This is a genomic window from Gilliamella sp. ESL0250 (assembly GCF_013345045.1).
In the GTDB taxonomy this organism is placed as follows: Bacteria; Pseudomonadota; Gammaproteobacteria; order Enterobacterales; family Orbaceae; genus Gilliamella; species Gilliamella apicola_H.
In genome coordinates this window covers 1-24,286 of the sequence record NZ_JAAEDV010000005.1, presented here as the reverse complement: position 1 = coordinate 24,286, position 24,286 = coordinate 1, and the positions used below count along the sequence as shown (strand labels likewise).

Below are 24,286 nucleotides of genomic sequence, written 5' to 3'. Positions count from 1 at the left end.
AATATGGTTTATTTAATTAATTTGTAATAAAAAGATTAATATTTTTATAAATTAGATTGAAATACACTAAACAATATAAAATAATAAGGGAAATGAAAAATGAGTAAATTACGCGGAGTCATTCGGTTAGGGGATTTGACAGATCATGGCGGAAAAGTCATTACTGCTTCATCGACAATGACAATTTTAGGCAAACCTGTTGCTCGAGTGGGGGATTTAGTCAGTTGTCCAATAAAAGGCCATGGAATTAATCCTATTATTGAGGGCGAATCAACTTTTTCCGATCAAGGTAAGCAAGTCGCTTTAGATGGTCATAAAAGCAGTTGTGGTTGTTCTTTAATCTCATCATTATCCGAGGTAGGAAAAAGCTAATGTCTGTCGATTTAACATTACTGCCAGCCCCGTTGTCTGATGCTAAAAAAATGAATTTTTGGTTCTGGGGTGTTTTGCTTATCGTGTTCATTCTGCTTGGTTGTATCATTACAGTTACACTCAGCTTTTTTTATGACATATCAGATATCCTCTTTATTTCAGGCCTGTTTGCTTTCCCTGTTGTTTCTTGGCTATTTATATTTTTATATGGTGTTTATCTCTATGGTAATCGTCTAGCTTATATTGAACAGTGGAATTTATGCATAGAAAAGCGTAAACAAAAATTGATTAATTATGGGCAAAGAGGGTTATACGTTTTAGGCTTTTCACTTATTAGTGAACAAGGTGATGCAGGAAATGCCGCCGCTATTGTTAATAATGATTTTCTTATTACAAGTAAATTACACCCTAATAGTGGCATTATTACTCCCCACACGACTTTATCTGTTATTGATGGTATGCCATCGGAACGCTTTGATGAGCGTTTAAAAGTCATTTTTACCCGTTTTGAAAAAGAATACAAAGCGAAATTTGCAACCGTGTTAACACAATCAAATTTGCATGTTAGGTTATTTATTGATGCAGAAATTTCAAACGATAAAATAAAGGCATTATGGATGGAAACATTGGGAAAAAGAATTTGTCATCCTGCTAGCTTTGAAATTGAAGAGCCCAGCCAATCAGCTACATTTATAGAAACATGGTTAGACAATAGTGCTCATGATGATGAGTTGCTTTTGGTGATTAATACACATCTGTTTTCTGCTCCAATTAAAGATGAAGGTGAGTTTGCTTCAATGCTAGTTCTAGCAGGGGAAAAGGTAAATAGAGCGCCATTTTTTCCTACTGTTAATTCGCCATTAATAAAAGTTCATCGTAGTGAACAAAAAATGGAATTCACGCAAACTATTGAACATGCTTTATTGTGGGGTAGTGCCGATGATAACCAGTATGGCGGGGTTTGGTATAGTGGTATTTTGTCAGATTTTAAAAATGAAATTATGCACCACTTTAATCAGATTCAATTTGAAGCAAAAAATCATTTTAATATCGATACTTCAATTGGTTATGCTGGCTATTGTTCATATTGGTTGGCATTAGTGTTAGCCATTGAAAATGTATCTATAAAAAAAGATAAACAATTGATCATGGTAGGTAAAACACCACTTACCGCTTCGGTTGTGTCATGTTTGCAGGAAAGTAAAAAGAGAAATAGAAAAAATGAAAAAGTTTAAGATTATATGGATAATATTATTATTAATTATTGCATTGATTGTTATAGCTTGCATTTGGCAAAATAATTTTTCATTCCTTATTACAAAGGGTGATAAAATCATTGCTGTTTTGGTAGTAGTATCTATTGCTTTATTATTATCTCATTTACATGACATTGTTTTTTTATTGTTAAGTAAAGTGGTAAATTCCAATTTTAGGATATTTGATAAAACTAATATAGATATTGACCGTGAAATAAAGGAAAATAATGAAGAAACAGATTCATTTACAGAAATAGTAAAATTTATTCAAACACGTTATGGCTTTTTTTGGCGTTATAAAGTTTGTAAATGTTTAGTTTTGGGTCATCACTCTGACGTTGAGCATTTGTTACCTAATTTGTCACAAGATCAATGGCAATTGTCTGATAATACGCTCATGGTGTACGGTGGCGATATTCAAGATGAGCCAAATACACAATGGTTAGAAACCTTAAAAAAATACTTTTCGCGTATTTTACCATTTTTTAGCAAACCGCTTGATGCAGTTATTTGGGTTGCGCCTAAGCATTATCTTGATGATAACCGCCAACAACAATTATTGCTTGAAAAGGCCGTATTAAAGCTACAAGCTCGTAATAAAGTTTTAAAATGGTCTGCACCGCTTTATTTAGTTGCAGGGCAGCTGTGTGAATGGTCACAAACAGGGCGGGTAGAGCAGAGTGTTGGTGTGCTTTTCAGTGAGTTAAAACAAGGGGACATGGAATCGGTTGTTGTGTCTCTTAATCAATTAGCAAAAGAGTGTAGTCAACGAGGCGTAAGGCAACTTAAAGATAATACTTGTTATTCGTTTTTGCTCAAATTAAGTCAGGATTTAGTTAAGCGCGATATCACGAATATTAGACGTTATTTAACATCTCTAATTGCTTTTCCTTATTCTCCTCATGTTCGAGGACTCTTTTTTACTCCTCCTCAATCAAAGTCAAATAATGAAAATATGCCCATTTTTGAGCATTCTTTAGCCATGACTCCGACATGGCAATCAATTCGAGATGATGCTAATTCACAAATGGGGCGACGCATGGGGATCCAATGGGATATTTGGTCTTGTTATGCACTACTTTCACTTATGGGCGTAATGTGTATAGCGCTGTGTACTTCGTATTTTCGAAATGCATCGCTTATTGATGATAGTTTTGAACTTGTTAAGCAAGCTGATGATTCCATTAAACAAGATTATACTTCACGGTTGCAAATACAACAGCAGTTACAACAGCATTTAGAGCAGTTACTTTATCGTCAACAACATGGTGCGCCTTTATTTAATCGGTTTGGCTTAAATCATAATGATGAGGTACTTAAAAGAATGTGGCTTACCTATCGTGCAACAAATTCACGTAATATTGCTACGCCATTTCATAATATCATGACCGATTATTTGAACTTATTAACTGAATTACCACCGGGTGATCCTCGTCGGGAAAAATTAGTCGATTCTGCATATGATGTATTAAAAGCTTATCTAATGATGGGATACCCAGATAAGAGTGATGGGCTTTATTTGAGTCAGTTTGCTACAACTAAATGGCGAGCGCCAGAAGGTGTGAGTGATGGTGATTGGCAACGACTTATGCCTGATTTGGTTCGTTTTTGGGGACAGATGCTTAATTTACATCCTGATTGGGCGCAAAGTAATGATACTCGTTTAGTTAAAGACGTTAGACAAATTTTAATTAATAAAATTGGTGTACAAAATGCTGTTAATACACTTTATCAAGAGATGATTCAACGAGCGAGCCAGCATTATGCAAATCAAAATTTGAATCAGTTACTTGAAGGGTTAGACAGTCAAATGCTGTTTTCAACGGATACCGAGATTCCTGGCGTTTACACCCGCAAAGCTTGGGATAATACTATTAAAGATGAAATTGCTGAGGTGGCAAAATATCGAAAAGAACAAATTGATTGGGTATTGAGTGATGGAGAAAATGATCTAACTGCTTCAATTTCTCCTGATACGTTAAAAAAACAACTAACCGACCGTTATTTTAGTGAATATGGTGCTGCATGGTTAAACTTTTTAAATACAATTCAGTGGCATTCATCTAATAATGTTTCAGATGTTATTGAGCAACTTACATTACTTGCTGATACTCGCCAGTCTCCTTTAATTGCTTTAATCAACGTGGTTAAGTATCAGTCTGAAGTTGCTTATTCAGGTGATGGTTTATCCGATAATTTAATTCGTTCTGCCCAAGAGTTGATTGGAAATAAATCAAAGACAGGGTTGCCGATAAATAACGAGGCTTCTGGACCATTAACAGCAACATTTTTACCTGTTACCAGTTTGCTTAATAATAACAATACGAATGGACTTTCTTTGCAGACCTATTTGTTACGCATTACTCAAGTTCGTTTAAAATTACAAAATATAGCCAATAGTGCCGATCCCCAAGCGATGATGCAAGGATTAGCGAAAAGTGTTTTTAAAGGTACTTCAATTGATTTAACCGAAACGCGAGATTATGGAAACTTAATTGCCGCTAATTTAGGTGAAGAGTGGTCTGGATTTGGTTATAGCTTATTTAAACGACCGTTAGAACAATCATGGCAAGTGGTGTTAGCGCCAGCGGCCAATAGTTTTAATGAGGTTTGGCAAAATTATATTGTTAGTCAATGGGAAAAATCTTTTGCTGGCCGCTATCCTTTTAAGAATAGTGACAACGAAGCATCATTGGCTGAACTAGCCCGTTTTTTACGTGCCGATACAGGAATTATTGATAGTTTTATCACCAGTGAGCTAAGTGGAGTGTTGGAAAAGAAAGGTGGAAGTTGGGTTATAAATTCTGTCAATGCTCAAGGTCTTAATTTTTCACCTAAGTTTCTTGATGCGTTAGAATTATTTAATGAATTATCGGCAGAGCTGCTCACAACAGGGGATGTCGCTTTATCATTTGATATCATGCCCCGTAGTGGTAGCAAAATTACGCGGACAGAATTGGTAGTTAATAAGCAAAAGCTGGAGTATTTTAACCAGTCTCCTACTTGGAAACGCTTTAATTGGCCAGGTGATGGATACTCACCTTATTCACAGCTAAGCTGGAGTAGTGATACGTCAGGATTACGGCTTTATCAATACTATAGTGGTGATTGGGCATGGATCCGTTTACTTGGATCAGCTTCTGTCAAACCGTTGGATTCAAGCCGTTATGAAATTGTTTGGAAAGCACCAGATCAACGTAAGTTAAGATTTATTTTACGTACTCAGTTAGGGGGTGGTCCGTTAACATTATTGAAGTTACGTAATTTTACTTTACCGAAAACGGTATTTGAATAACAATTAATTAAAATAAAATATTGGATTATTATTATGTTTAGCCAATTATTAAGCCGTTTTTTAGGGCAACAAACCCCTAGTCAATCTGTGACAAGGGAGTTAAACCAACGTTGGAATGACTGGTTGCAACCCATTGCACCAGACAAGCCTACAGGCGAGGATTTAACCTATCACGACACATTCCAAGAAATTAAAGAAGAGATCGCAAAATTGTCAGGGGTTGATTACCCACTGATTATTACTGAAAGTGAAACAATATTAAAACAAAATAGTAAAGATATTCGTGTTGCAACTTATTATTGTTTGGCACGCTTATATATCGATGGTGCGGATGGCTTTGCTGATGGTGTTGAGCTGTTAGCTGGGTTACTGGATAAATTTGGTTCATCAATTTATCCTTCACGGCATAATATTCGTAAAAATGCGGTAGAATGGCTTGCTAATGCAAAATTTGTTGATCAACTTACTCAATTACGCCCTATACCTGAACTTTGCTTGACGCGTATTATTGTTGCGTTAAATCAAATTGATCATTGTTGCCAAAAACTTTTTGTTAGTGATGATCCTAATCAACCCATTGATTCCCCCGATTTGTCAGCGTTAGTTCACTTTTTTAATAATGGCATAAGTCAACCTACTAAAACGGCCAATGTTGCGCAAGCCACTTCGGTAGCTCCAGAACCTTCTTCGCAATTAGATTCACCTAAAAATATAACTGGAATGAAGATTGGTTCTCAACGTGATTTGCTCGATCTGGCCCGTAAAATGGCGACTTTTTTGCGTGAAAAGCCTGATGGTTATCTTGCCGCTGGTCGCTTTTTAAGGGTGCTGAGATGGGATACGATTATTGATTTACCTCCTGCTGATCATCGGGGAAAAACACGACTACCGGCCCCAAGAACAGAGCTTAAACAGCATATTAGCCGTTTAATTCTTCAACAACAATGGTCAGAGCTTTTTGAACGTGTCGAAGCTGCTTTTATGGAAAGCGCTAATCATTTTTGGTTAGATTTGCAACGGGCAACGGTAATGTCGTTACAAAAAATGGGACAGCCTTATCAATCATGGGCGGATATTTATTTAACCGATATTGGTTTAATGTTAGAGCGGTTAAATGGTGTTGAACACCTATTTTTTGAAAATGGTATGCCATTTGCTGATGATGAAACATTAGATTGGATTGCAAATAATGCGCGTATTCATCATTTAGATGAAGGTGACAGTATGCAACCCATTGCAGTATCTGCTGATGATGATTGGAATGAAATTGAAAAACAAGCTTTAGAGCTAGCTCATGCCGAAAGTTTAGAAAAAGCGTTTTATTGGCTACAAAACTTGCCATTGTTACGTTCCCCTAAACAACGCTTTTTATTGCAATATACACAGGCAAGAGTTGCAGATCAGCTTGGTAAGCAAGATATTGCATTAAAGCTATTTATTGGTTTAAATAATCAACAAAAATCCTTGACATTATTACAGTGGGAGCAAGAATTGTTGTTTGAGGTTAAGCGATGTTTATTGCGATTAATCAAGCAAAAAACAAAATCTAAAGAAATAATCAAGCCACATTTGTTAGAGTTAGTTGAGTTATTACAACAAGAGCTAATCCAACTAGATCCAGCAAGGGCATTAAGTGTGATGTAATTTTATCAACGATAAAAAATAATCAGACTAAATAATATAAAAAATAAAGAGATAAACAATGGATGATTTAATTTTACGTTATTATGAATCAGAAATGCGTTACTTGCGAGATGCAGGAAAAGAATTTTCGAAAATTCATCCTGATAGAGCAAGTCAACTGAATTTAGATCGCGTTGGTGATCGTGATCCTTATGTGGAGCGATTATTTGAAGGCTTTGCTTTTTTAACTGGGCGGCTACGCCAAAAAATTGATGATGATTTACCGGAACTTACTGAAAGTTTAGTGAGTCTACTTTGGCCACACTATTTGCGGTTAATTCCGTCATTGTCTATTATTGAATTAACGCCAAATTATATGACATTATCTTGCCCTGAAGTGATTCCTAAAGGATTACAAGTACAGACAGAACCACTTGGTCAGGCAGGTACGCAGTGTCCATATCGTACGACACAAGCAGTGACACTACAACCAATACAAATCAGTCAAGCAAAAATAGGTATCAATCATGATGGTCGAAGCATGATTACTCTTCGTCTCCGTTTTGGTGAGTTAGCTGATCTTCAACTACTTGACTTGTCCCGACTACGATTATATTTAAATGCAGATGGACCGATTGCATCAGCGTTATATTATGCGTTAACACAGCAAGTAGCTTCAATATATTTGCGTTATGCAACCCAACCTGAAAAACGCATAAATTTGCAAGGTAAAATAACCCCAGTTGGTTTTGGTGACGATGAGCGTTTGTGGCTAAAACCTGATAATGCTTTTGCTGGGTATCAACTATTATTAGAGTATTTTGCATTTCGTGAAAAATTTATGTTTGTTGATTTACATGGATTAGAGAAACATGCTATTGCGGAACAGTGTGATTACATTGATATCGAACTATTGCTTAATCAAACTTGGCCAAGTGATATGCCTTTTGACCATAGTAATATCCGTTTGCATTGTGTACCAGCCATTAATTTATTCGATATGGAAGCTGATCCTATTGTTGTTAACCAATTAGAAAGTGAATATTTGCTTCGTCCATTATTGCGTCAAAGTGGACATGTTGAGGTTCATTCTGTTGAGCATGTCGAGTCTATCACTCGTAATGGACGTTACCACTATGTCCCTTTTACAAGCTTTAAACATCGGGGTGGTATGTTACGGCATGATGCTCCAGAAAGGTATTATCATACGCGAGTTCGTAAAGGTGCATCGGGGTTACATGATACTTGGTTGATTTTGGGCGGTAAGATTTGGGATAAAGACGATGAGCTTGAGCCTGAAACTTTATCATTACGCATCACTGGTACTAATGGTATGTTACCGCGTAAAGCCTTACGTAATGCTCGAATTCATGAGCTGTGTCATTCGCAAAATTTTATCGCAAAAGTGCGAAATTTATGTTCTCCAACGTTACCTTGTTATCCACCAACAGAAGATCGCTTTTATTGGCGAGTGCTATCGCATTTAGCACCTAATTATCTGTCATTAATGAATGCAGAAGTGTTGCGTGGAACCCTTGCTTTATATGATTGGACAGATAACGAATTAAATCGCCGGCGTTTAGAGGGAATAGTAGAAGTTTCTCATCGAATGATTAAACGTATTGAAAAAGGGATGTTACAACGTGGTATAGAAATTGAGGTGACAATTAATAGTTACCAATTTACAGGTGATGGTGATGTGATGCTTTTTGGTGAGTTGTTACACCAATTTTTTGCATTATATGCCGATGTTAACTTATTTACGCAATTAGCGATTATAGTTTTACCAACAGGAAATAAAATTGTATGGCATCACAGCAAAGCATCGAAAGCAGTTCTTTAATGCAGGCTCTTGAAAAGAACCTGCCAAAAATCAATTTTTATCGTTTTTGTCAGTTAATTGAACAAATTTATGCAGATGGTCCTGTATTGGGTAAACACGAAACCCCAACAGCGGATCCTTTGCGTTTTGCTCCATCTATCGATATGTCTTTTCCTGCAAGTGAATTGAAATATATAGAGAGGGCACCTTATATCAATCGGCCAACTACAGTTAGAACTCGATTTTTAGGGTTGTATGGTGTTGATGCTGCATTACCACTCGGCTTACTTGATAATATTATTCGCCGTGAAGAAAACTATCAAGCCATGACCGACTTTTTAGATATATTTAACCATCGAATAATAACCCAATTTTATCGGATTTGGTTGAAATATCATTATCCGGCAAGCTTTTTAGATGGTGGAAAAGATCCGATATCACTATGTTTACTTGGATTAACGGGATTTGGTATAGAAGGGACAAGTAAACAAATTGGTACGCCACTATCTCGGTTTTTAGCATTATTAGGTTTAATTACACAAAAAACACGTACAGCCGAAGGAATAGTTGGATTAGTACGAGTGTTAGTCAATGATGCAAAAGTTGTTGTAAGTGAGTTTCATCCAGTTTGGCACTCAATTGATAACCCTGCACAGTTGGGGGGAAAACGGCATGAACGAGCTGCTTTAGATGGTGGCGCTATATTAGGATCTCGTTTTAGAGAATGTAATCAAACCGTCCATATTGCTATTACTCCACAATATGAAAGCCAGATCGCAGATTTACTACCTGGTGGGAAATTATATCATGACTTATTGGCTCTATTACGCGCTTACTTGGGATATCAAGTGGATGCCAAAATGACGCTCTATATTCAGCGTCAATTTTTACCTCGTAGTCAATTGGTATCTAAAAATAGTCGATTAGGGCAAACTGCATCGTTCACTAAAAAAGCAGTAGATGGTGAACCTATTCAAGATGAAGTCGCTGTAAATTTAGGCTGCTATTGCGGCATTAGTTATGCAGCATAATATAAAGAAAGGAAATAAATATGAAAATAATTAATATATTCATTACTATCTTATTAACTATGTGTCTAACAGGATGTGGTATTGCGCAAAGTGTCTCAGAAAAAGCGACTGATTTGAGCAACTCTGTTTTTAAATGGGATGTAAGAACTTTACATTTAGATATTACAGCAAGAGTTGAGTTAAATATAGATGATGAAGGGCGATCCTCACCAGTTGTGATTCGAATTTATCAATTAAAAGAAGCTGACGTTTTTAATTCTGTTGCTTATCAAGAGTTAGTTGATCAAGATAGTGATGAACTAAAAGATTCATTGATTGAAAGTAAAGAAATAGTATTAAAACCAGATACCGCGATTTCTATTGATGTTGCATTTGATAAAAAGGCTAAAGCGGTAGGTATTGCTGCGCTTTATAAAGAACCAGACTTAAAAGATAATAGCTGGCGACTAGTGTTAAAACGTGGAGACTTAAACATTACTCAACCACGTCAAATAATCGCAAGTCAATACACAATAAAATTGGTGGAAGAAAAATAAATGAGTGCTTCATTATACGACCAGCTTTATGGTTATTTTGAATCAGGCATAGCCGTTGAAGATGTAAGTGAAAATGAACAGACAATTATCAGCGTAATGGATAATATTGAACGTATTTTAAATAGCCGAGCAGGCGCTGTAAAACACATGCCAGATTATGGATTACCCGATATGTCAACGATCTTTCAAGCTTTACCGTCATCGGCTTATATTTTAATGAGAGCAATTGAGAAAACACTGCTTCTTTATGAACCAAGGCTTGCATCAATTAAGGTTAATATTGCGGAAGAAAGCAGTGATTCAATGGTGCTTGGTTATGAACTTATTTGTCATTTTAAAGAAGGTGGACTAGTTAAGTATGGGACTTATTTTATGCCCGACGGTAAAGCGTGTTTGAAATATACACGAAAAGATCGCAGTTATAGATATAGTTAAGAAACAGTAGTTCATATTTAAGCTGATATAGGCTAATTATGCATCGGTATTTATTTTGGCAAAATGGGGAACAAATGAATAAAATAAGTCTTTCAGTTACTTTTACTTAAACTAAAAAAGAATTTGGTGATAGAATCGAGTTTCACCCGTAAAGGCAATTGCAAAAAATCTAGGTTGGGAAAATGATGATAATAAAATTTTGCTTGGTGATTTAAAAAATCATATATCATTTTTTTAAATCATTTTCTATCATACTAAGCGTAATCTATGTAAGAAAATATCGGGTTATTTACATTGCATGATTAAATTAACCCGCTAAAAACACATAGGGCTTTTAACCAGACATTGCTTAAGCTTTTGTTCTCTCTCTTTTACATCTCTAACTATTTGCTGGTTATGCCACATCGCCATGAAAGTCCCGTTAGCAAGCGGGTATCGTGAATTCCTGATTAATTATGATGCTGATCGAATGTTTTAACGAATAGTGACTGTGAAGCTTCAACTAATCACGAAATGGTATAGAATCCTGAATATTTTTTACAAAAAATACAGCCTAAAAGTAAATGCCTTGTCTTCATTCAAGCCCCTATCGTTTTCGGTTTTCTCAGTTGTTTGAGCTAGGTGGTTTTGTGAATTTCTGATTGATGCGATGCTGATGGCATGTTTTAGCGAATAGTTACTGCGAAGCTTCGACTCATCACGAAACGGTATAGAATCCTGAATATTTTTTACAAAAATACAGTCTAAAATTCATGAAAGTCCCTATCGCTTTCGGTTTTCCCAGTTGTTTGAGCTAGACGGTTTTGTGAATTTTTGATTGATACGATGCTGATCACATGTGTTAACGAATAGTTACTGCGAAGCTTCAACTAATCGCGAAACGGTATAGAATCCTGAATATTTTTTACAAAAATACAGTCTGAAAGTAAATGCCTTGTCTTCATTCAAGTCCCTATCGTTTTCGGTTTTCTCAGTTGTTTGAGCTAGGTGGTTTTGTGAATTTCTGATTGATGCGATGCTGATCGCATGTTTTAACGAATAGTTACTGCGAAGCTTCGACTCATCACGAAACGGTATAGAATCCTGAATATTTTTTACAAGAAATATAACATAAGGAATGAATAGTTATGTAAATAGCCCATAGTAAGCATACAACTTATGTAGAATGAGCGATTTTTATAGAAAAAAACACAACGATTTTTTCACAACACCCAAAGTTTTATATTGTCATTTATTCGGCGTAAGAATATGCCGACAATTCAAACCCAACCGTTTAAATAAACATCTTCTTTATACAATTAACCTTGTTCTGCAAGGGTTGCTTGTACAATTCTTAATGCATCGAAAGTTTCTTTAACATCGTGTACGCGAATAATGTGTGCGCCTTTCATTGCTGCAATCACAGCACACGATACGCTACCTAGCATACGTTCTTGCGGTGGCACATTTAATACTTGTCCTATCATGGATTTTCGAGACATGCCCGCTAATAAAGGTAAGTTAAAATGATGGAACTTTTCGAGTGTTGCCAATAGACGGTAGTTGTGTGCTAGTGTTTTGCCAAATCCAAAACCGGGATCCAATATAATTTTTTCGCGGTTAATACCGGCATTTATGCAACGATCAATGTGTTTGCCAAAAAATTGGTCAACTTCTTGATAAATATCTTGCTGGTAGTGTGGTGCATTTTGCATGGTTTTAGGCGCGCCTTGCATATGCATAATACAAACTGGTAGTCCTGTTTGAGCTGCTGTTTCAAGTGCACCAGGTTCTGTTAAGGCTCGAACATCATTAATTAGGTGTGCTCCAACTTTTGCTGATTCAGCTATGACTTGTGGCTTTGAGGTATCAACTGAAATCCAAACATCAAAATAACGAGCAATTTTTTCAACTAATGGCACAACGCGGTTAAGCTCTTCATCAACCGAAACTTCGGCTGCACCAGGGCGCGTTGATTCACCGCCGACATCAATAAATGTTGCACCAGCTTGAATCATGCTGTCAACGCGACGCATAGCATCATCAAGGTTGTTATAGTTGCCACCGTCAGAAAATGAATCTGGCGTCATATTAACAATGCCCATCACTTGTGGAAATGAAAGATCTATCACTTGATTTTGAAAATGTATTTCCATGATTAAAAACCTTATTTGATTAAAATTAATGATGCAGTCGTTTAAATGATCTTTAAAGTTATTAAGCACAATTAAAGTGAAATGTTCAATGTAATTGTGGTTTTTATTCCTGCAAATGTGTAAGTTATTTTTATTTTACCGATAAAAAACGCGCCGTAGCGCGTTATTTTTATTAAAGCAAATTAACTTTCTGATTGTGGTGATGTGTTACTACCATCATTTGCTGCTTTTTCATCGTTTTCTGTCCAACCATCTGGTGGTGTGACAGGTTGACGATTCATCAGTTCATCAATTTGTTGTTTATTGATTGTTTCATATTTTAACAGTGCATCTTTCATGGCATGAAGAATATCAATATTTTCCGTTAAGATAGTTTTTGCACGTTGATAGTTACGTTGAATAATAGCGTCAACTTCTTCATCAATAATTTGAGCAGTACTATCTGAAATTTTTTTCAATGGTCCATAAGATGATTCTTCGTACTCAAATAATACAGGTGGTAAACGTTCTGAGAATCCCCATTGGGTTACCATTGCTCGAGCAACATTAGATGCATATTGAATATCACTTGATGCACCCGATGTAATTTTATCTTCACCAAAGATTAATCCTTCAGCAATTCGGCCAGCATAAGCGGTAGATATTTTTGATTCTAATTGAGTTCGGCTCTGGCTAATTTGGTCACCTTCAGGTAAAAAGAATGCTACACCTAATGCTCGCCCACGTGGAATGATAGTTACTTTATGAAGTGGATCGTGTTCTGGCACAAGATAACCAACAATCGCATGCCCAGCTTCGTGGTAAGCGGTATTCGTTAATTGTTCTTTCGTCATAGATAATGAACGGCGTTGAGTTCCCATATTGATTTTGTCTTTGGCTTCCTCAAATTCTTCCATGGTAACGACTCGTTTATTACGACGTGCAGCAAATAGCGCAGCTTCGTTAACTAAATTAGCAAGTTCTGCACCAGAGTAATTTGGTGTGCCACGAGCTAATACCGATAAGTTGACATCAGAACCCAACGGAACTTTGCGTACATGAACAGCAAGAATTTGTTCACGGCCTTTCATGTCTGGTAATCCAATTTGCACTTGACGGTCAAAACGACCAGGACGGAGTAATGCCGAATCTAATATATCAACTCGGTTAGTTGCAGCGATGATAATGATGCCACTATTAGCCTCAAATCCATCCATTTCAACCAACATTTGGTTTAATGTTTGTTCACGTTCATCATGACCTCCCATTGAGCCAGCGCCACGCTTGCGACCGACAGCATCAATTTCGTCAATAAAGATTATACAAGGTGCGTGTTTACGGGCTTGTTCAAATAGATCGCGCACTCGCGATGCCCCCACACCCACAAACATCTCAACAAAGTCAGAACCTGAAATGCTAAAAAAAGGCACATTGGCTTCACCCGCAATGGCTCTTGCTAGTAAGGTTTTACCTGTTCCCGGCGGTCCTACCATTAAAATCCCTTTTGGTATGCGCCCACCTAATTTTTGATATTTGCCTGGATCGCGTAAAAAGTCGACAACTTCTGTGACCTCTTGTTTTGCTTCTTCGCTGCCAGCAACATCGGTAAATTTTGTTTTGACTTGGTCTGGCGTTAACATTTTCGCTTTACTTTTACCAACTGACATTGGGCCACCCTTACCACCACCTTGCATTTGGCGCATCATAAATAGCCAAAAACCAATGAGTAAAATGATAGGGAACCAAGAGATGAGAATACTACCTATTAGGCTTGGTTTTTCATCAGGACTACCATAGACGGGTACTTTATTGGCTAACAAATCATCCATTAGTTTTTCATCAAAATAAGGGATATAAGTGACATAATTGCCATTATTTTTGGTTGTGGCAACAATTTCGCGTCCGTTAATATGCACTTCTTGGATTTTACCAGTCGTGATATCGGAATTAAATTGGGTATAATTGACTTGGGGACCACTATTGGATATTGAGCTGAATTGGTTAAATACAGCAATCAATACTACAGCGATAACTCCCCAGATCAGTAAATTCTTTACCATGTCGTTCAAAAGAAAAACCTCTCATAAAAATTAACAGTTACGACCAAATTTAACAAAGTATGGTACTACAAAATTATACAACTGGCTACTTCATACCCATTGCAACAATATAAACTTCTCGAGACCTTGCGCGTGAAGCCTCTGGTTTGCGAATTTTGACGGTTTTAAACATTGATCGCACCTGTTTTAGATATTCTTCAAATCCTTCGCCTTGAAACACTTTTACAATAAAATTGCCATTAGGCGCAAGCACGTCTTTACACATATCTAATGCTAGCTCAACTAAATACATTGCTCTCGGTATGTCAACAGCCGGTTGTCCACTCATATTCGGTGCCATATCTGACATAACAACTTGGACTTTTTCTTCACCAACCCGCTCAAGTAAAGCTTTTAAAACTGCTTCATCGCGAAAATCGCCTTGAAGAAAGTCAACCCCAACAATGGGGTCCATTGGCAATAAATCACAGGCAATAATGCGCCCTTTATTGCCAATAAGCGATGCAACATATTGTGACCAACCACCAGGGGCAGCACCTAAATCAACAACGGTAATGCCAGGTTTAAATAATTTGTCACTTTTTTGTATTTCTTCGAGTTTGAACCATGCTCTAGAGCGTAAGCCTTTTTTTTGTGCTTGTTGTACAAAGCGATCATTAAAATGTTCATTGAGCCAACGTGTTGAGCTCGCTGAGCGTTTTTTATTACTCACAGCGAATAAATCCTTAATGTAAAGAGGTCACTTCATTGATTACAAATATATATAAGGGTAGAATAACAAAATTGCAACTTAATGTGATAAAAATTTAATGAATTTATCGAATAAACAAAAACAGTATTTAAAAAGTGAAGCTCATCATTTAAAACCTATTGTGATGATTGGCGCTAATGGATTTACCGAAGGCGTGCTTGCCGAAATTGAAAATGCCCTAAATTTCCATGAGCTAATTAAGATTAAAGTATCCGCTGAGGATCGCGAAACTAAAAAACTCATTTGTGATGCCATTATTCGTGAAACTAAAGCATTACCTGTGCAACAAGTGGGATCTATTTTCACGATTTTTAGACCAAGCGAAGATAAAAAAATCTCTTTGCCTAAATAAATACAACAACAGGGCTATGTGCCCTGTTTGTTTATCTGCCTTTATTGAAGATATATGTTCAATATTAGATATATTCAACCTTAACAATATCAAATTCTACATCACCGCCCGGCGTTTTAATTTGTACGGTATCACCGTCTTCTTTGCCAATTAACCCCCTAGCAATAGGTGAGTTGACAGAAATAAGATTTTGTCTGTAGTCAGCTTCATCATCACCAACAATGCGATAGGTTGTTTCTTCGTCCGTTTCAATATTTATGACGGTTACTGTTGCGCCAAAAATAATACGTCCAGTATTTTTTACTTTGGTGATATCAATTATTTGTGCTTGCGATAATTTGCCTTCAATTTCTTGAATGCGGCCTTCACAAAAACCTTGCTGCTCTCTTGCTGCATGGTATTCAGCATTTTCTTTTAAATCGCCGTGTGCTCTTGCTTCGGCTATTGCTGCCGTTATTTGTGGTCTTTTGACATTTTTTAGCTCTTCAAGCTCGGCTCGTAATAATTCAGCTCCCTTAACTGTCATTGGGATTTGTTTCATCTAGGTATCTCCCGTTTTTACTTATATTAGATAAAAAACCACTCCTCCTTATCTTAATTAAAAGAAAGGAGAAGTGAATTGTTCTGTTAGTTATTTAAAATAACATTATGGTGAATGTTTATATCTTAACTGTCAAGTTAGCTTAATAACAAATCATTCATACCGAAAATGGGATGCTATTTTTATTAAAATCGGTTATCGTAAGGTAATTATTAGTAGTTCATTATAACAATTAAATTTATTTATGCGACGATTACGGTTTTACATAATCATCTCCCTATCTATTGTCTGGTTTTTGGTATTATTGTCTTATTTTGTTGTGCAAACTTCTTTTGGTGCCAAGATAGTCAGTCAGCAATTATCCAAATTAAGTTCTTTTAAAATTTCAATCGGCGGAGTTCATCACTCATTTTCAAATTCCTATGAATTAGTTTTTGATGATGTTGTTGTCAGCTCTAATAGGCAAGAGCTTGTTAATGTTCCTAAATTAGTCGTAGGATTAGATAAAAGTAATCTTTGGCAATTAACTCATTTTAACTATGTTATCGTCATTAATGGCAATATTAATATTAATGATACGCAATTTAGTCATTATGATTTTTCAACCAATACGTTAAAATTTGTCAATTCAAATGCTAATATTCTGGTTAATAATGGAAAGGAAACACTTTCGTTCACCCAAATCAATGGAGGTATTAAACCCTTTGCTTCTTTAGGCGCGGATAAATACCAATTTGATTTTACGTCGCAAGAGGTTTTAGTAAAGCAAATCCCAATAAAATCACTGCTCATTCAAGGTTTTCATCGAGATGGTGTTACAACCTTAACTAATTTAGGTGGCAATGTTAATGATGGTTTTTTTGTCAGTAAATTAAAAATCCTTACGGACAATAGTTTAAATATCGATCAATTAAAGCTGTACAATATAAACTGGCAATCAGCGGAAGATAATGTACTTAATAAATATTCTCATGTTCTGCCAAAGTTGATGATCAAACAATTATTAATATTTGAAAGCAGCATACAGTTACCTAGCTTTTTAATTGAAAAAGGCAATATTGAAGCGACTAATCTTCGTTATGATAAACAGTGGCACTTTGATCAAAGTGCTGTTATTTTTACTGCTGATCATGTTGTTTGGCATGATGAATTGTTTTCGTCGGTATTAGTGCAATTATCATCCTATGATCAAGAAGTGACAATTCAAAGAGTATTAGCAAAATGGAATAAAGGTAGTATCAATTTTGCTGGAAATTGGAAAGATAATACTTTGCATCTAGAACAATTAACCTTAGCCGATGTTAATTATGAGATTCCTGAAAAGTTAGATCTATTTGTGTTACCTAATATTTTTAGAGATATCAAAATTGATAAGCTTACGATTTTACAAAGTTTGATAATTAGAACACAGAGTGATTTCCCTTTTAGCCTATATAATTTTCAAGTTTCTGGTACCAATGTCACTTTAGCGAAATATCAAAAATTAGGAATCTTCTCAGGAATTGTCTTTTTTAAATCTGAAAAGGGTTCAGTTAACCGAATTGATATCCGTTATCCCGATCTGGTTCTAAAATTTGATTATGAAAACCATCCTTCGTTAATTTTTAGCACTTTAGCTAGTGGGGGAATGATTGAGTCAAGAGCAACAGTTGATTTATCGAAAAGTGAACCATTATCTTTGCAATTTAATGCTTATGGTGTAACAAGTTCACTACTAGAAAATTGGAAATTGGTAAATCAACCACCAAAAGCTATTAATTATTCAGCTAATTTAAATGGTAAATTATTGCCATTTAGTTTTTCAGGTACATTTTCTACAAACGGGAATGATTATATTATCAATTTTGAGCATTGACTTTTATAAAAAGATCCTTATATGGATTGTTATGATGTTTAAGGTACTATATGCGTTTGGGTATAAAATAAACTCAATAATAAGTGTAATATGAGGGGTGTAATGGTTCTTGTAAGATTAGATAAATGGCTTTGGGCTGCAAGATTTTATAAGTCTAGATCATTAGCTCGCGAAATGGTTGAAGGTGGCAAAGTGCACTATAATGGTCAACGCACTAAACCAAGTAAAATTGTTGAAATCGGTGCAATCTTAACACTTCGCCAAGGTTCGGATCAAAAAACAATTCAAATTTTAGCTATTAGTGAACAACGAAGAACAGCCATTGAAGCTCAACAACTTTATCAAGAAACCCTTGAAAGTATTGCTAAACGAGAAGCAGTAGCACAAGCACGTAAGCTTAATGCATTGACAATGCCGCATCCTGATAGAAGACCGGATAAAAAGGAGCGACGTAATTTGATTAAATTTAAATATGATAGGCAACAAGGTGGCAACAATTAATATGGATACTTTAAATCGGTTTTTATTTGATAATCATCCTATTCGTGGTGAAATTACTCGTCTTGAACAGACATATCAGGCAATTTTAGATAATCATACATATCCAATTGCGGTACAAAACTTGCTGGGTGAATTATTGGTTGTAACCAGCCTATTAACGGCAACACTAAAATTTGAAGGGGATATTGCTGTCCAGTTACAAGGTGATGGCGCGTTATCTTTAGCGGTTGTTAATGGCAATGATCAACAGCAGCTACGTGGTGTTGCTCGGGTTAACGGTGATATTGCTGATGATGCTACGCTTAAAGATATGGTTGGCAATGGTTATATTGTTATTACTATTACACCAAAGCATGGTGAACGTTATCAAGGCATCGTTGGACTAGAGAAAGATACACTTATTGGTTGTATCGAAAATTATTTTATGCAATCAGAGCAACTTCCTACACGCTTATTTGTTAAAACTGGAGTACATAACAATAAGCCAATGGCAGCTGGTATTTTATTGCAAGTTTTGCCTGCCAATGAGAATACCGCTGAGTCATTTGAGCATCTTAGCGCATTAACTCAGACAATGACGAGTGATGAGTTATTTCAACTTTCTACTGATGAGATTTTATATCGGTTATATAACCAAGAGGAAGTGCGTCTTTTTGAAACACATGATATTACTTTTAAGTGTGGATGTTCACGTCAACGTTGCGAAGATAGTTTAATGACTTTACCTGATAATGAAATTGATGAAATCCTAAGGGAGGATAATGGTAAGATTGATATTCATTGTGATTATTGTGGTAAACATTATCTATTTGATACAATCGATATTGCTGAAATGAGAAGCAAACGTAACATACATTATCATTAATTTTTCATAGAAAAATACCATTAAGGCTATTAATAACCTTAATGGTAAAGTGGAATATAGGGAATTAAACTCATATTCAATTTAACAGAAGACCAAAAAGATGCCAAGCTATTTTTAACGGTGTTGTATAACAATCTTGTTAAGAAAATGGGTAAACCTATTTTCCATTGCAAATAGTAAGCAATTTTTTCAGTTTAAAATGTTTAGACTAATGAAGATTTTTTACTTACTACCTACATAGATATCTTCAACAAGTGCGTATTGAGTGATGATTCTCCATCTAATATTAAAATGGTAGAGTGTAAGTCCATATGTTTGTTCATTAAGGCTCTTTTGCTTGTAGGCCGGCCTTGGATCTTGAGAAATGACTTGTGTAATTAATTCAGTGAGTTGAGGATAATTTTGTTTTTGTAGCTCTAAAACTAATTGTGCTTTTTGTGAAAATGCTACAGCTAGTTTTTTTTCTGGGATGGATTGTGCGTATCCTGCATGTGCTTCTGAATGGCTATCACAATAAGGGAGATAAGGTTTGATATCAATAATGGGTGTACCATCAACCAAATCAAGGCTGCCTAATTTTAAAATAACCTGTTTATTTTCAACAATGATATCTTTTAATTCTACTGCTGAAAGTCCAAGATGATTAGGTCTAAATGGTGATCTTGTGGCAAATACGCCCATTGTTTTATTACCACCTAAACGAGGGGGGCGAACTGTTAATCCCCATTTTTCAGGAGCGATGTGGTGAAATAGAAATAATAGCCATAAATGTGAAAACTGCTCTAATCCTTTAATACTAATAGGATCATTATAAGGGGCTAATAAATACAGTTCACCTTGCCCAGCACTAACTAAATTCGGTTGTCTTGGAACGGCAAATTTTTCACTATAAGGTGAGCGGATAATGCCGATTGGTTCAATTTGATATGTCATTATACGTTGATGATTTTATTAATGGGTAGCAGGTGGCGAATTTTTTAGTTACTTAATTTATTATCTCTATATTAATTTTCCGCCGATATAAACATCGGCGGAATTGAGATTAATCAATCATTATTGGTAGATTATTACCAACCACGAATTGCACCACCATTAAAGATTTGGTCAGCTTTTTGTGCAACAGCTTCTGTTTGGTATGCTTTAACAAAGTTTTTCACGTTTTCGTTATCTTTATCAGCTTCACGCGAAACGATAATGTTGACATATGGTGATTCTTTATCCTCAACAAAAATCCCATCTTTGCTTGGCGTTAAGTTTGCTTGTCCTGCAAAGGCGTTATTGATGATTGCTAGATCAACTTGTGCATCATCTAATGAACGAGGTAACATTGGTGCTTCAAGTTCTAAAATCTTATAGTTATAAGGATTACTTGTAATATCAAGTACAGTTGGCAGTAAACCTTTAGATTTATCAACTGTAATCATTCCTTCATGTTGTAATAAAAGTAAAGATCGGCCCAAATTTGTAGGATCACTAGGAATTGCAATGGTTGAGTTAGCTGGAATAAAGAAGGTTTCACCTCTCGGTGAAGTGACTTTTACACCACTGCCTGTTTCTTCTGTTTGAGTAATTGGTTTTAGTTTTTTAGAATAACTTGCAATTGGATAAACGAATGAGTTGCCAACAATAGCTAATTTGTAGCCACGTTCTTTCATTTGTTCATCTAAAAAAGGCTTATGTTGAAAAGCATTAACATCAATTAAACCATCGCTTAATGCTTGGTTTGGAATGACATAATCACTAAAAATTACTAGTTCAACATCTAAGTTATAAAGCTCTTTCGCTTGTTGTTTAGCGACTTCTGCTACCTCTTCTTCAGGACCAGAAATCACACCTACTTTAAGAGTGCTCACTTTAACTGGCTCTGCTGATTTGTTATCTGTTGTGGCTGATTGTTTATTATCACAACCTGTTAAAAAAAACGCACTCACCAATGTGGTGATTAATGCTAGCTTTTTAATTGACATAATTTTCTCCAAATTTATTGATGAGACACACGTTTAACAATTTTATTGCCAATAAATTGAATAATAAAGACAATAATAACTAATATAATTAATATAATATTCATCATATCATAGTTATGGCCTTCATACCCATATCGTTTTGCAAGATCGCCTAACCCTCCTGCGCCAACAACTCCAGCCATAGCAATATAACCAGTTAGCGTGATTAACGATATCGTCATACTATTGACGATTACAGGTAATGATTCTGGTAATAACACTTTGTATATAATCTGCAGAGGTGTTGCTCCCATAGAACGAGCAGCCTCAATTAATCCCTTTGGAAGATCGAGTAATGCATTTTCAATCATTTTGGCAATTAAAGGGGCAACCCCTATGCTTAGTGGTATAATAGCCCCTTCTCTACCTAAATAAGTTCCTTTACCTGTTATAAATTCCATTATATTCATTGTAAATGGTTGAATCCATACAATTAATATAATAAAAGGGATCGAACGAAACACATTTGTTACAAAAGAAAGAACACTATGTATTATACTATTTTCAAGTATGTTACCTTTTCGAGTTATATATAACATTATACCTAATGGTAAACCCATTAATATTCCATAAAAACCGGATAAGAAAATCATATAAATGGTATCATCAGTGGCTTCAGCAATTTTGAATAGCACTGGCCCTGTGACCCCTTTAATTGATGAACAAAGAGTAACAAAATCAGACCAAAAACCATATTGTGCTAAATATCGTAATAATGACTCAAAAGGTTTAAATGAAGGAATAAAATCAAACATAGCCAAGCACCTCTACTTTAGTATTATTTTTTTCTAAGAATTGAATTGCAGATGCCATACTTTTTTGTTTCCCTTTCATTTCAGCGAGCATTAAGCCAAATTTAACTCCGCCAGCATAATCCATTTGTGCACTAATAATGTTACTTTCAATCTCGAATTCTTTAGCTATTTGGGATAACAAAGGTAAATCAACTGAAACCCCAGTAAACTCTAAACGTAATAAAGGATTGAGTCCTTCTTTATGTTCAGCTGATAGCCTTATTAAATAATCATCAGGAATATTAAGGTGTAAAGTTGATTGAATAAATTGTTTCGCAATATCTGTTTTAGCATTAGAAAACATTTCACCTACTGATGATTGTTCAACTAGTTTCCCATCACTAATAACGGCAACTTGGTCACAAATCTGTTTTACTACATCCATTTCATGGGTAATTAATAAAATGGTTAGTCCAAATTTTTGGTTGATATCTTTTAATAATGCCAAAATTGAACGAGTAGTTTCAGGGTCAAGCGCACTGGTTGCTTCATCGCACAATAGTACTTTGGGATCGCTTGCTAAAGCTCTGGCAATTGCAACACGTTGTTTTTGGCCACCCGATAAATTAGCTGGGTAAACATTTGCTTTCTCTGTTAATCCAACAAGTTCGATAAGCTCATTTACTTTTTGCTTAATTGCTGCTTTAGGTGTTCTATTCAGTTCAAGAGGAAAAGCGATATTATCAAATACAGTACGTGAGGAAAGTAAATTGAAATGTTGAAAAATCATGCTGATTTTTCGACGTATGTCAATTAATTTTCTATTTGAAAGATTTGTAATATCTTGATTATCGAAAATTATTTTTCCGCTAGTGGGCTTTTCAAGCAGATTAATACAGCGAATCAGTGTGCTTTTCCCCGCTCCAGATTTGCCAATAACACCATAAACCTGCCCTTTAGGAACATGGATATTAATATCTTTTAAAGCATAAACAGGTGTTTTATTATGCTCAAATGTTTTCGAAATATGTTGTAGTTGTATCATAATATATAAAGAAAAAGATGAATAAATGAATATTAAGACGTCTAGACATCTAAGTCAATCAATAATATTCTATGTAAGATTAGAGTAATAGCTAAATAAAAAGGAAAAAGAGTAAACATGAAGCCAGCTATTTTTTTAGATCGGGATGGTACCATTAATATAGACTATAATTATGTACATACAATTGATAAATTCCATTTTATTGATGGCGTTATTGATGCAATGCAAGAACTCAAAAAAATGGGTTTTTTGTTAGTTATCACAACCAACCAATCAGGTATTGCCAGAAATATATTTACTGAAGAGCAATTTCACACGTTAACTGAATGGATGGATTGGTCTTTACAAGATAGAGGAGTTGATTTAGATGGTGTTTATTATTGTCCTCACGATCCGTTAGTTGATACTTGTGAATGTCGGAAGCCAAATCCAGGTATGATTCAAACCGCAGCAAAAGAATTGAACATAGATATTGCTAACTCTTATATGGTAGGTGATCGGGTGTCTGATTTATTATCAGGTAGACAAGCTGGCGTTAAAAGGACAGTTCTAGTAAAAACAGGTGATATGATAACAGAAGAAGCATTAGCTCAAGCTGATTGGTTACTTGATAGTCTAGCGGATTTACCTCAAAAAATAAAATTAGAATCTTAAGTATGGCATCGGTTGTGTAAAGAAAGTATTTTAATACATCAAAATAAAATAGTAATTTTAGCTAAAATGTATCGATTCAGTATTTTTTTAATACGCCTTGGGTAAAAAAGATGCAAATGGAAATAAATTACATCATAACCCCTTGCATGATTTTTTAAAGCCCCTATAATGCGCATCCACTGACACGCAGTCAGCGACAAGCAGGCGGTGAGTGAGTTAAAAATAAGATCGAAAATTTGAAAAAAAGATCTTGACGAATAAAAAAGTGTAGCGTAATATACGCAGCCCTTGAGACAGCAAACTAAATTAACAAAAGTTGATTAGATATTGAAGCTGTCAGCTCTTTAAAAAGAAGAAACAGACAATCTGTGTGGGCACTTGCGAGACAAAGAATGAAAAGTCTACGGACTTAAAAATTAAGTCTTGATAAGTGACACT

At 35.5% G+C, this 24,286-nt stretch carries 20 protein-coding genes and 1 pseudogene; 13 read left to right on the top strand and 8 right to left on the bottom strand.

Annotation, left to right across the window (positions count from 1 at the left end; translation table 11 throughout):
- The first annotated feature begins 99 nt into the window (after positions 1–99).
- From GYY69_RS05490 to tssE, 8 genes are read left to right on the top strand one after another with little or no spacing between them, the layout of a single operon-like run.
- Positions 100–372 carry a PAAR domain-containing protein gene (locus GYY69_RS05490; protein WP_174796771.1) on the top strand — a complete coding sequence of 91 codons (273 nt, stop codon included), beginning with the start codon at positions 100–102 and terminating at the stop codon, positions 370–372.
- The gene (locus GYY69_RS05485) at positions 372–1,607 is read left to right on the top strand and encodes a hypothetical protein (protein WP_174796770.1); all 1,236 of its coding nucleotides are present in this window, start codon (positions 372–374) and stop codon (positions 1,605–1,607) included. Before GYY69_RS05490 ends, GYY69_RS05485 begins: the two co-directional genes overlap by 1 nt.
- Positions 1,594–4,923, top strand: a complete 3,330-nt coding sequence (locus GYY69_RS05480) for an ImcF-related family protein (protein ID WP_174796769.1) — start codon at positions 1,594–1,596, stop codon at positions 4,921–4,923. The genes GYY69_RS05485 and GYY69_RS05480 overlap by 14 nt, the downstream gene beginning before the upstream one ends.
- 33 nt (positions 4,924–4,956) lie before the next feature.
- Complete coding sequence (gene tssA / locus GYY69_RS05475; protein WP_174796768.1) at positions 4,957–6,567, top strand: type VI secretion system protein TssA; 1,611 nt, start codon at positions 4,957–4,959, stop codon at positions 6,565–6,567.
- 58 nt (positions 6,568–6,625) lie between these two features.
- Positions 6,626–8,389 (top strand): type VI secretion system baseplate subunit TssF, encoded by a 1,764-nt coding sequence (gene tssF / locus GYY69_RS05470; protein WP_174796767.1) that lies wholly within the window; start codon positions 6,626–6,628, stop codon positions 8,387–8,389.
- Positions 8,353–9,399: a type VI secretion system baseplate subunit TssG gene (tssG, locus tag GYY69_RS05465; RefSeq protein WP_174796766.1), complete on the top strand. Its 1,047-nt coding sequence runs from the start codon at positions 8,353–8,355 to the stop codon at positions 9,397–9,399. The genes tssF and tssG overlap by 37 nt, the downstream gene beginning before the upstream one ends.
- A gap of 20 nt (positions 9,400–9,419) precedes the next feature.
- The gene (gene tssJ / locus GYY69_RS05460; protein ID WP_174796765.1) at positions 9,420–9,935 is read left to right on the top strand and encodes a type VI secretion system lipoprotein TssJ; all 516 of its coding nucleotides are present in this window, start codon (positions 9,420–9,422) and stop codon (positions 9,933–9,935) included.
- The gene (gene tssE, locus GYY69_RS05455; protein ID WP_174796764.1) at positions 9,936–10,370 is read left to right on the top strand and encodes a type VI secretion system baseplate subunit TssE; all 435 of its coding nucleotides are present in this window, start codon (positions 9,936–9,938) and stop codon (positions 10,368–10,370) included.
- Positions 10,371–11,668: 1,298 nt separating this feature from the next.
- Here tssE and folP read toward each other — a convergent pair.
- The 3 genes and pseudogenes from folP to rlmE all read right to left on the bottom strand — a co-directional run bounded on the left by folP (position 11,669) and on the right by rlmE (position 15,256).
- Positions 11,669–12,505 (bottom strand): dihydropteroate synthase, encoded by an 837-nt coding sequence (gene folP, locus GYY69_RS05450; RefSeq protein WP_174796763.1) that lies wholly within the window; start codon positions 12,503–12,505, stop codon positions 11,669–11,671.
- 191 nt (positions 12,506–12,696) lie between these two features.
- Positions 12,697–14,553 (bottom strand): annotated as a pseudogene (ftsH, locus tag GYY69_RS05445) (ATP-dependent zinc metalloprotease FtsH); the annotation flags it as partial.
- Between the two features lie 76 nt (positions 14,554–14,629).
- The gene (gene rlmE, locus GYY69_RS05440; protein ID WP_065560115.1) at positions 14,630–15,256 is read right to left on the bottom strand and encodes a 23S rRNA (uridine(2552)-2'-O)-methyltransferase RlmE; all 627 of its coding nucleotides are present in this window, start codon (positions 15,254–15,256) and stop codon (positions 14,630–14,632) included.
- A gap of 97 nt (positions 15,257–15,353) precedes the next feature.
- Between rlmE and yhbY the strand changes: the two genes are divergently transcribed.
- Positions 15,354–15,647: a ribosome assembly RNA-binding protein YhbY gene (yhbY, locus tag GYY69_RS05435; protein WP_174796761.1), complete on the top strand. Its 294-nt coding sequence runs from the start codon at positions 15,354–15,356 to the stop codon at positions 15,645–15,647.
- A 64-nt stretch (positions 15,648–15,711) separates the two neighbouring features.
- On the opposite strand, the gene greA is transcribed toward yhbY, so the two are convergent.
- Positions 15,712–16,188 (bottom strand): transcription elongation factor GreA, encoded by a 477-nt coding sequence (greA, locus tag GYY69_RS05430; RefSeq protein ID WP_034910774.1) that lies wholly within the window; start codon positions 16,186–16,188, stop codon positions 15,712–15,714.
- 304 nt (positions 16,189–16,492) lie between these two features.
- On the opposite strand from greA, the gene GYY69_RS05425 reads away from it, so the two are divergent.
- The 3 genes from GYY69_RS05425 to hslO all read left to right on the top strand — a co-directional run bounded on the left by GYY69_RS05425 (position 16,493) and on the right by hslO (position 19,409).
- Positions 16,493–18,043 (top strand): hypothetical protein, encoded by a 1,551-nt coding sequence (locus tag GYY69_RS05425; RefSeq protein WP_174796760.1) that lies wholly within the window; start codon positions 16,493–16,495, stop codon positions 18,041–18,043.
- A gap of 102 nt (positions 18,044–18,145) precedes the next feature.
- Positions 18,146–18,544 carry a ribosome-associated heat shock protein Hsp15 gene (gene hslR, locus GYY69_RS05420; RefSeq protein ID WP_238786526.1) on the top strand — a complete coding sequence of 133 codons (399 nt, stop codon included), beginning with the start codon at positions 18,146–18,148 and terminating at the stop codon, positions 18,542–18,544.
- A gap of 1 nt (position 18,545) precedes the next feature.
- Entirely contained in the window at positions 18,546–19,409 is an 864-nt protein-coding gene (hslO, locus tag GYY69_RS05415; RefSeq protein ID WP_202984956.1) for an Hsp33 family molecular chaperone HslO, read from the top strand.
- 222 nt (positions 19,410–19,631) lie between these two features.
- Here the strand turns inward: hslO and tsaA are convergent, their stop codons facing one another.
- The 4 genes from tsaA to metN all read right to left on the bottom strand — a co-directional run bounded on the left by tsaA (position 19,632) and on the right by metN (position 23,194).
- The gene (gene tsaA / locus GYY69_RS05410; RefSeq protein ID WP_174796853.1) at positions 19,632–20,345 is read right to left on the bottom strand and encodes a tRNA (N6-threonylcarbamoyladenosine(37)-N6)-methyltransferase TrmO; all 714 of its coding nucleotides are present in this window, start codon (positions 20,343–20,345) and stop codon (positions 19,632–19,634) included.
- Between the two features lie 131 nt (positions 20,346–20,476).
- Positions 20,477–21,376, bottom strand: coding sequence for a methionine ABC transporter substrate-binding lipoprotein MetQ (gene metQ, locus GYY69_RS05405; protein WP_174796757.1), 900 nt, complete (start codon positions 21,374–21,376; stop codon positions 20,477–20,479).
- Between the two features lie 14 nt (positions 21,377–21,390).
- Entirely contained in the window at positions 21,391–22,071 is a 681-nt protein-coding gene (locus GYY69_RS05400; protein WP_366940322.1) for a methionine ABC transporter permease, read from the bottom strand.
- A gap of 91 nt (positions 22,072–22,162) precedes the next feature.
- Positions 22,163–23,194, bottom strand: a complete 1,032-nt coding sequence (metN, locus tag GYY69_RS05395; RefSeq protein ID WP_174796755.1) for a methionine ABC transporter ATP-binding protein MetN — start codon at positions 23,192–23,194, stop codon at positions 22,163–22,165.
- 117 nt (positions 23,195–23,311) lie between these two features.
- Here metN and gmhB point away from each other — a divergent pair, with 117 nt between their 5' ends.
- Entirely contained in the window at positions 23,312–23,848 is a 537-nt protein-coding gene (gmhB, locus tag GYY69_RS05390; protein ID WP_065638580.1) for a D-glycero-beta-D-manno-heptose 1,7-bisphosphate 7-phosphatase, read from the top strand.
- The last annotated feature ends 438 nt before the right edge of the window (positions 23,849–24,286 follow it).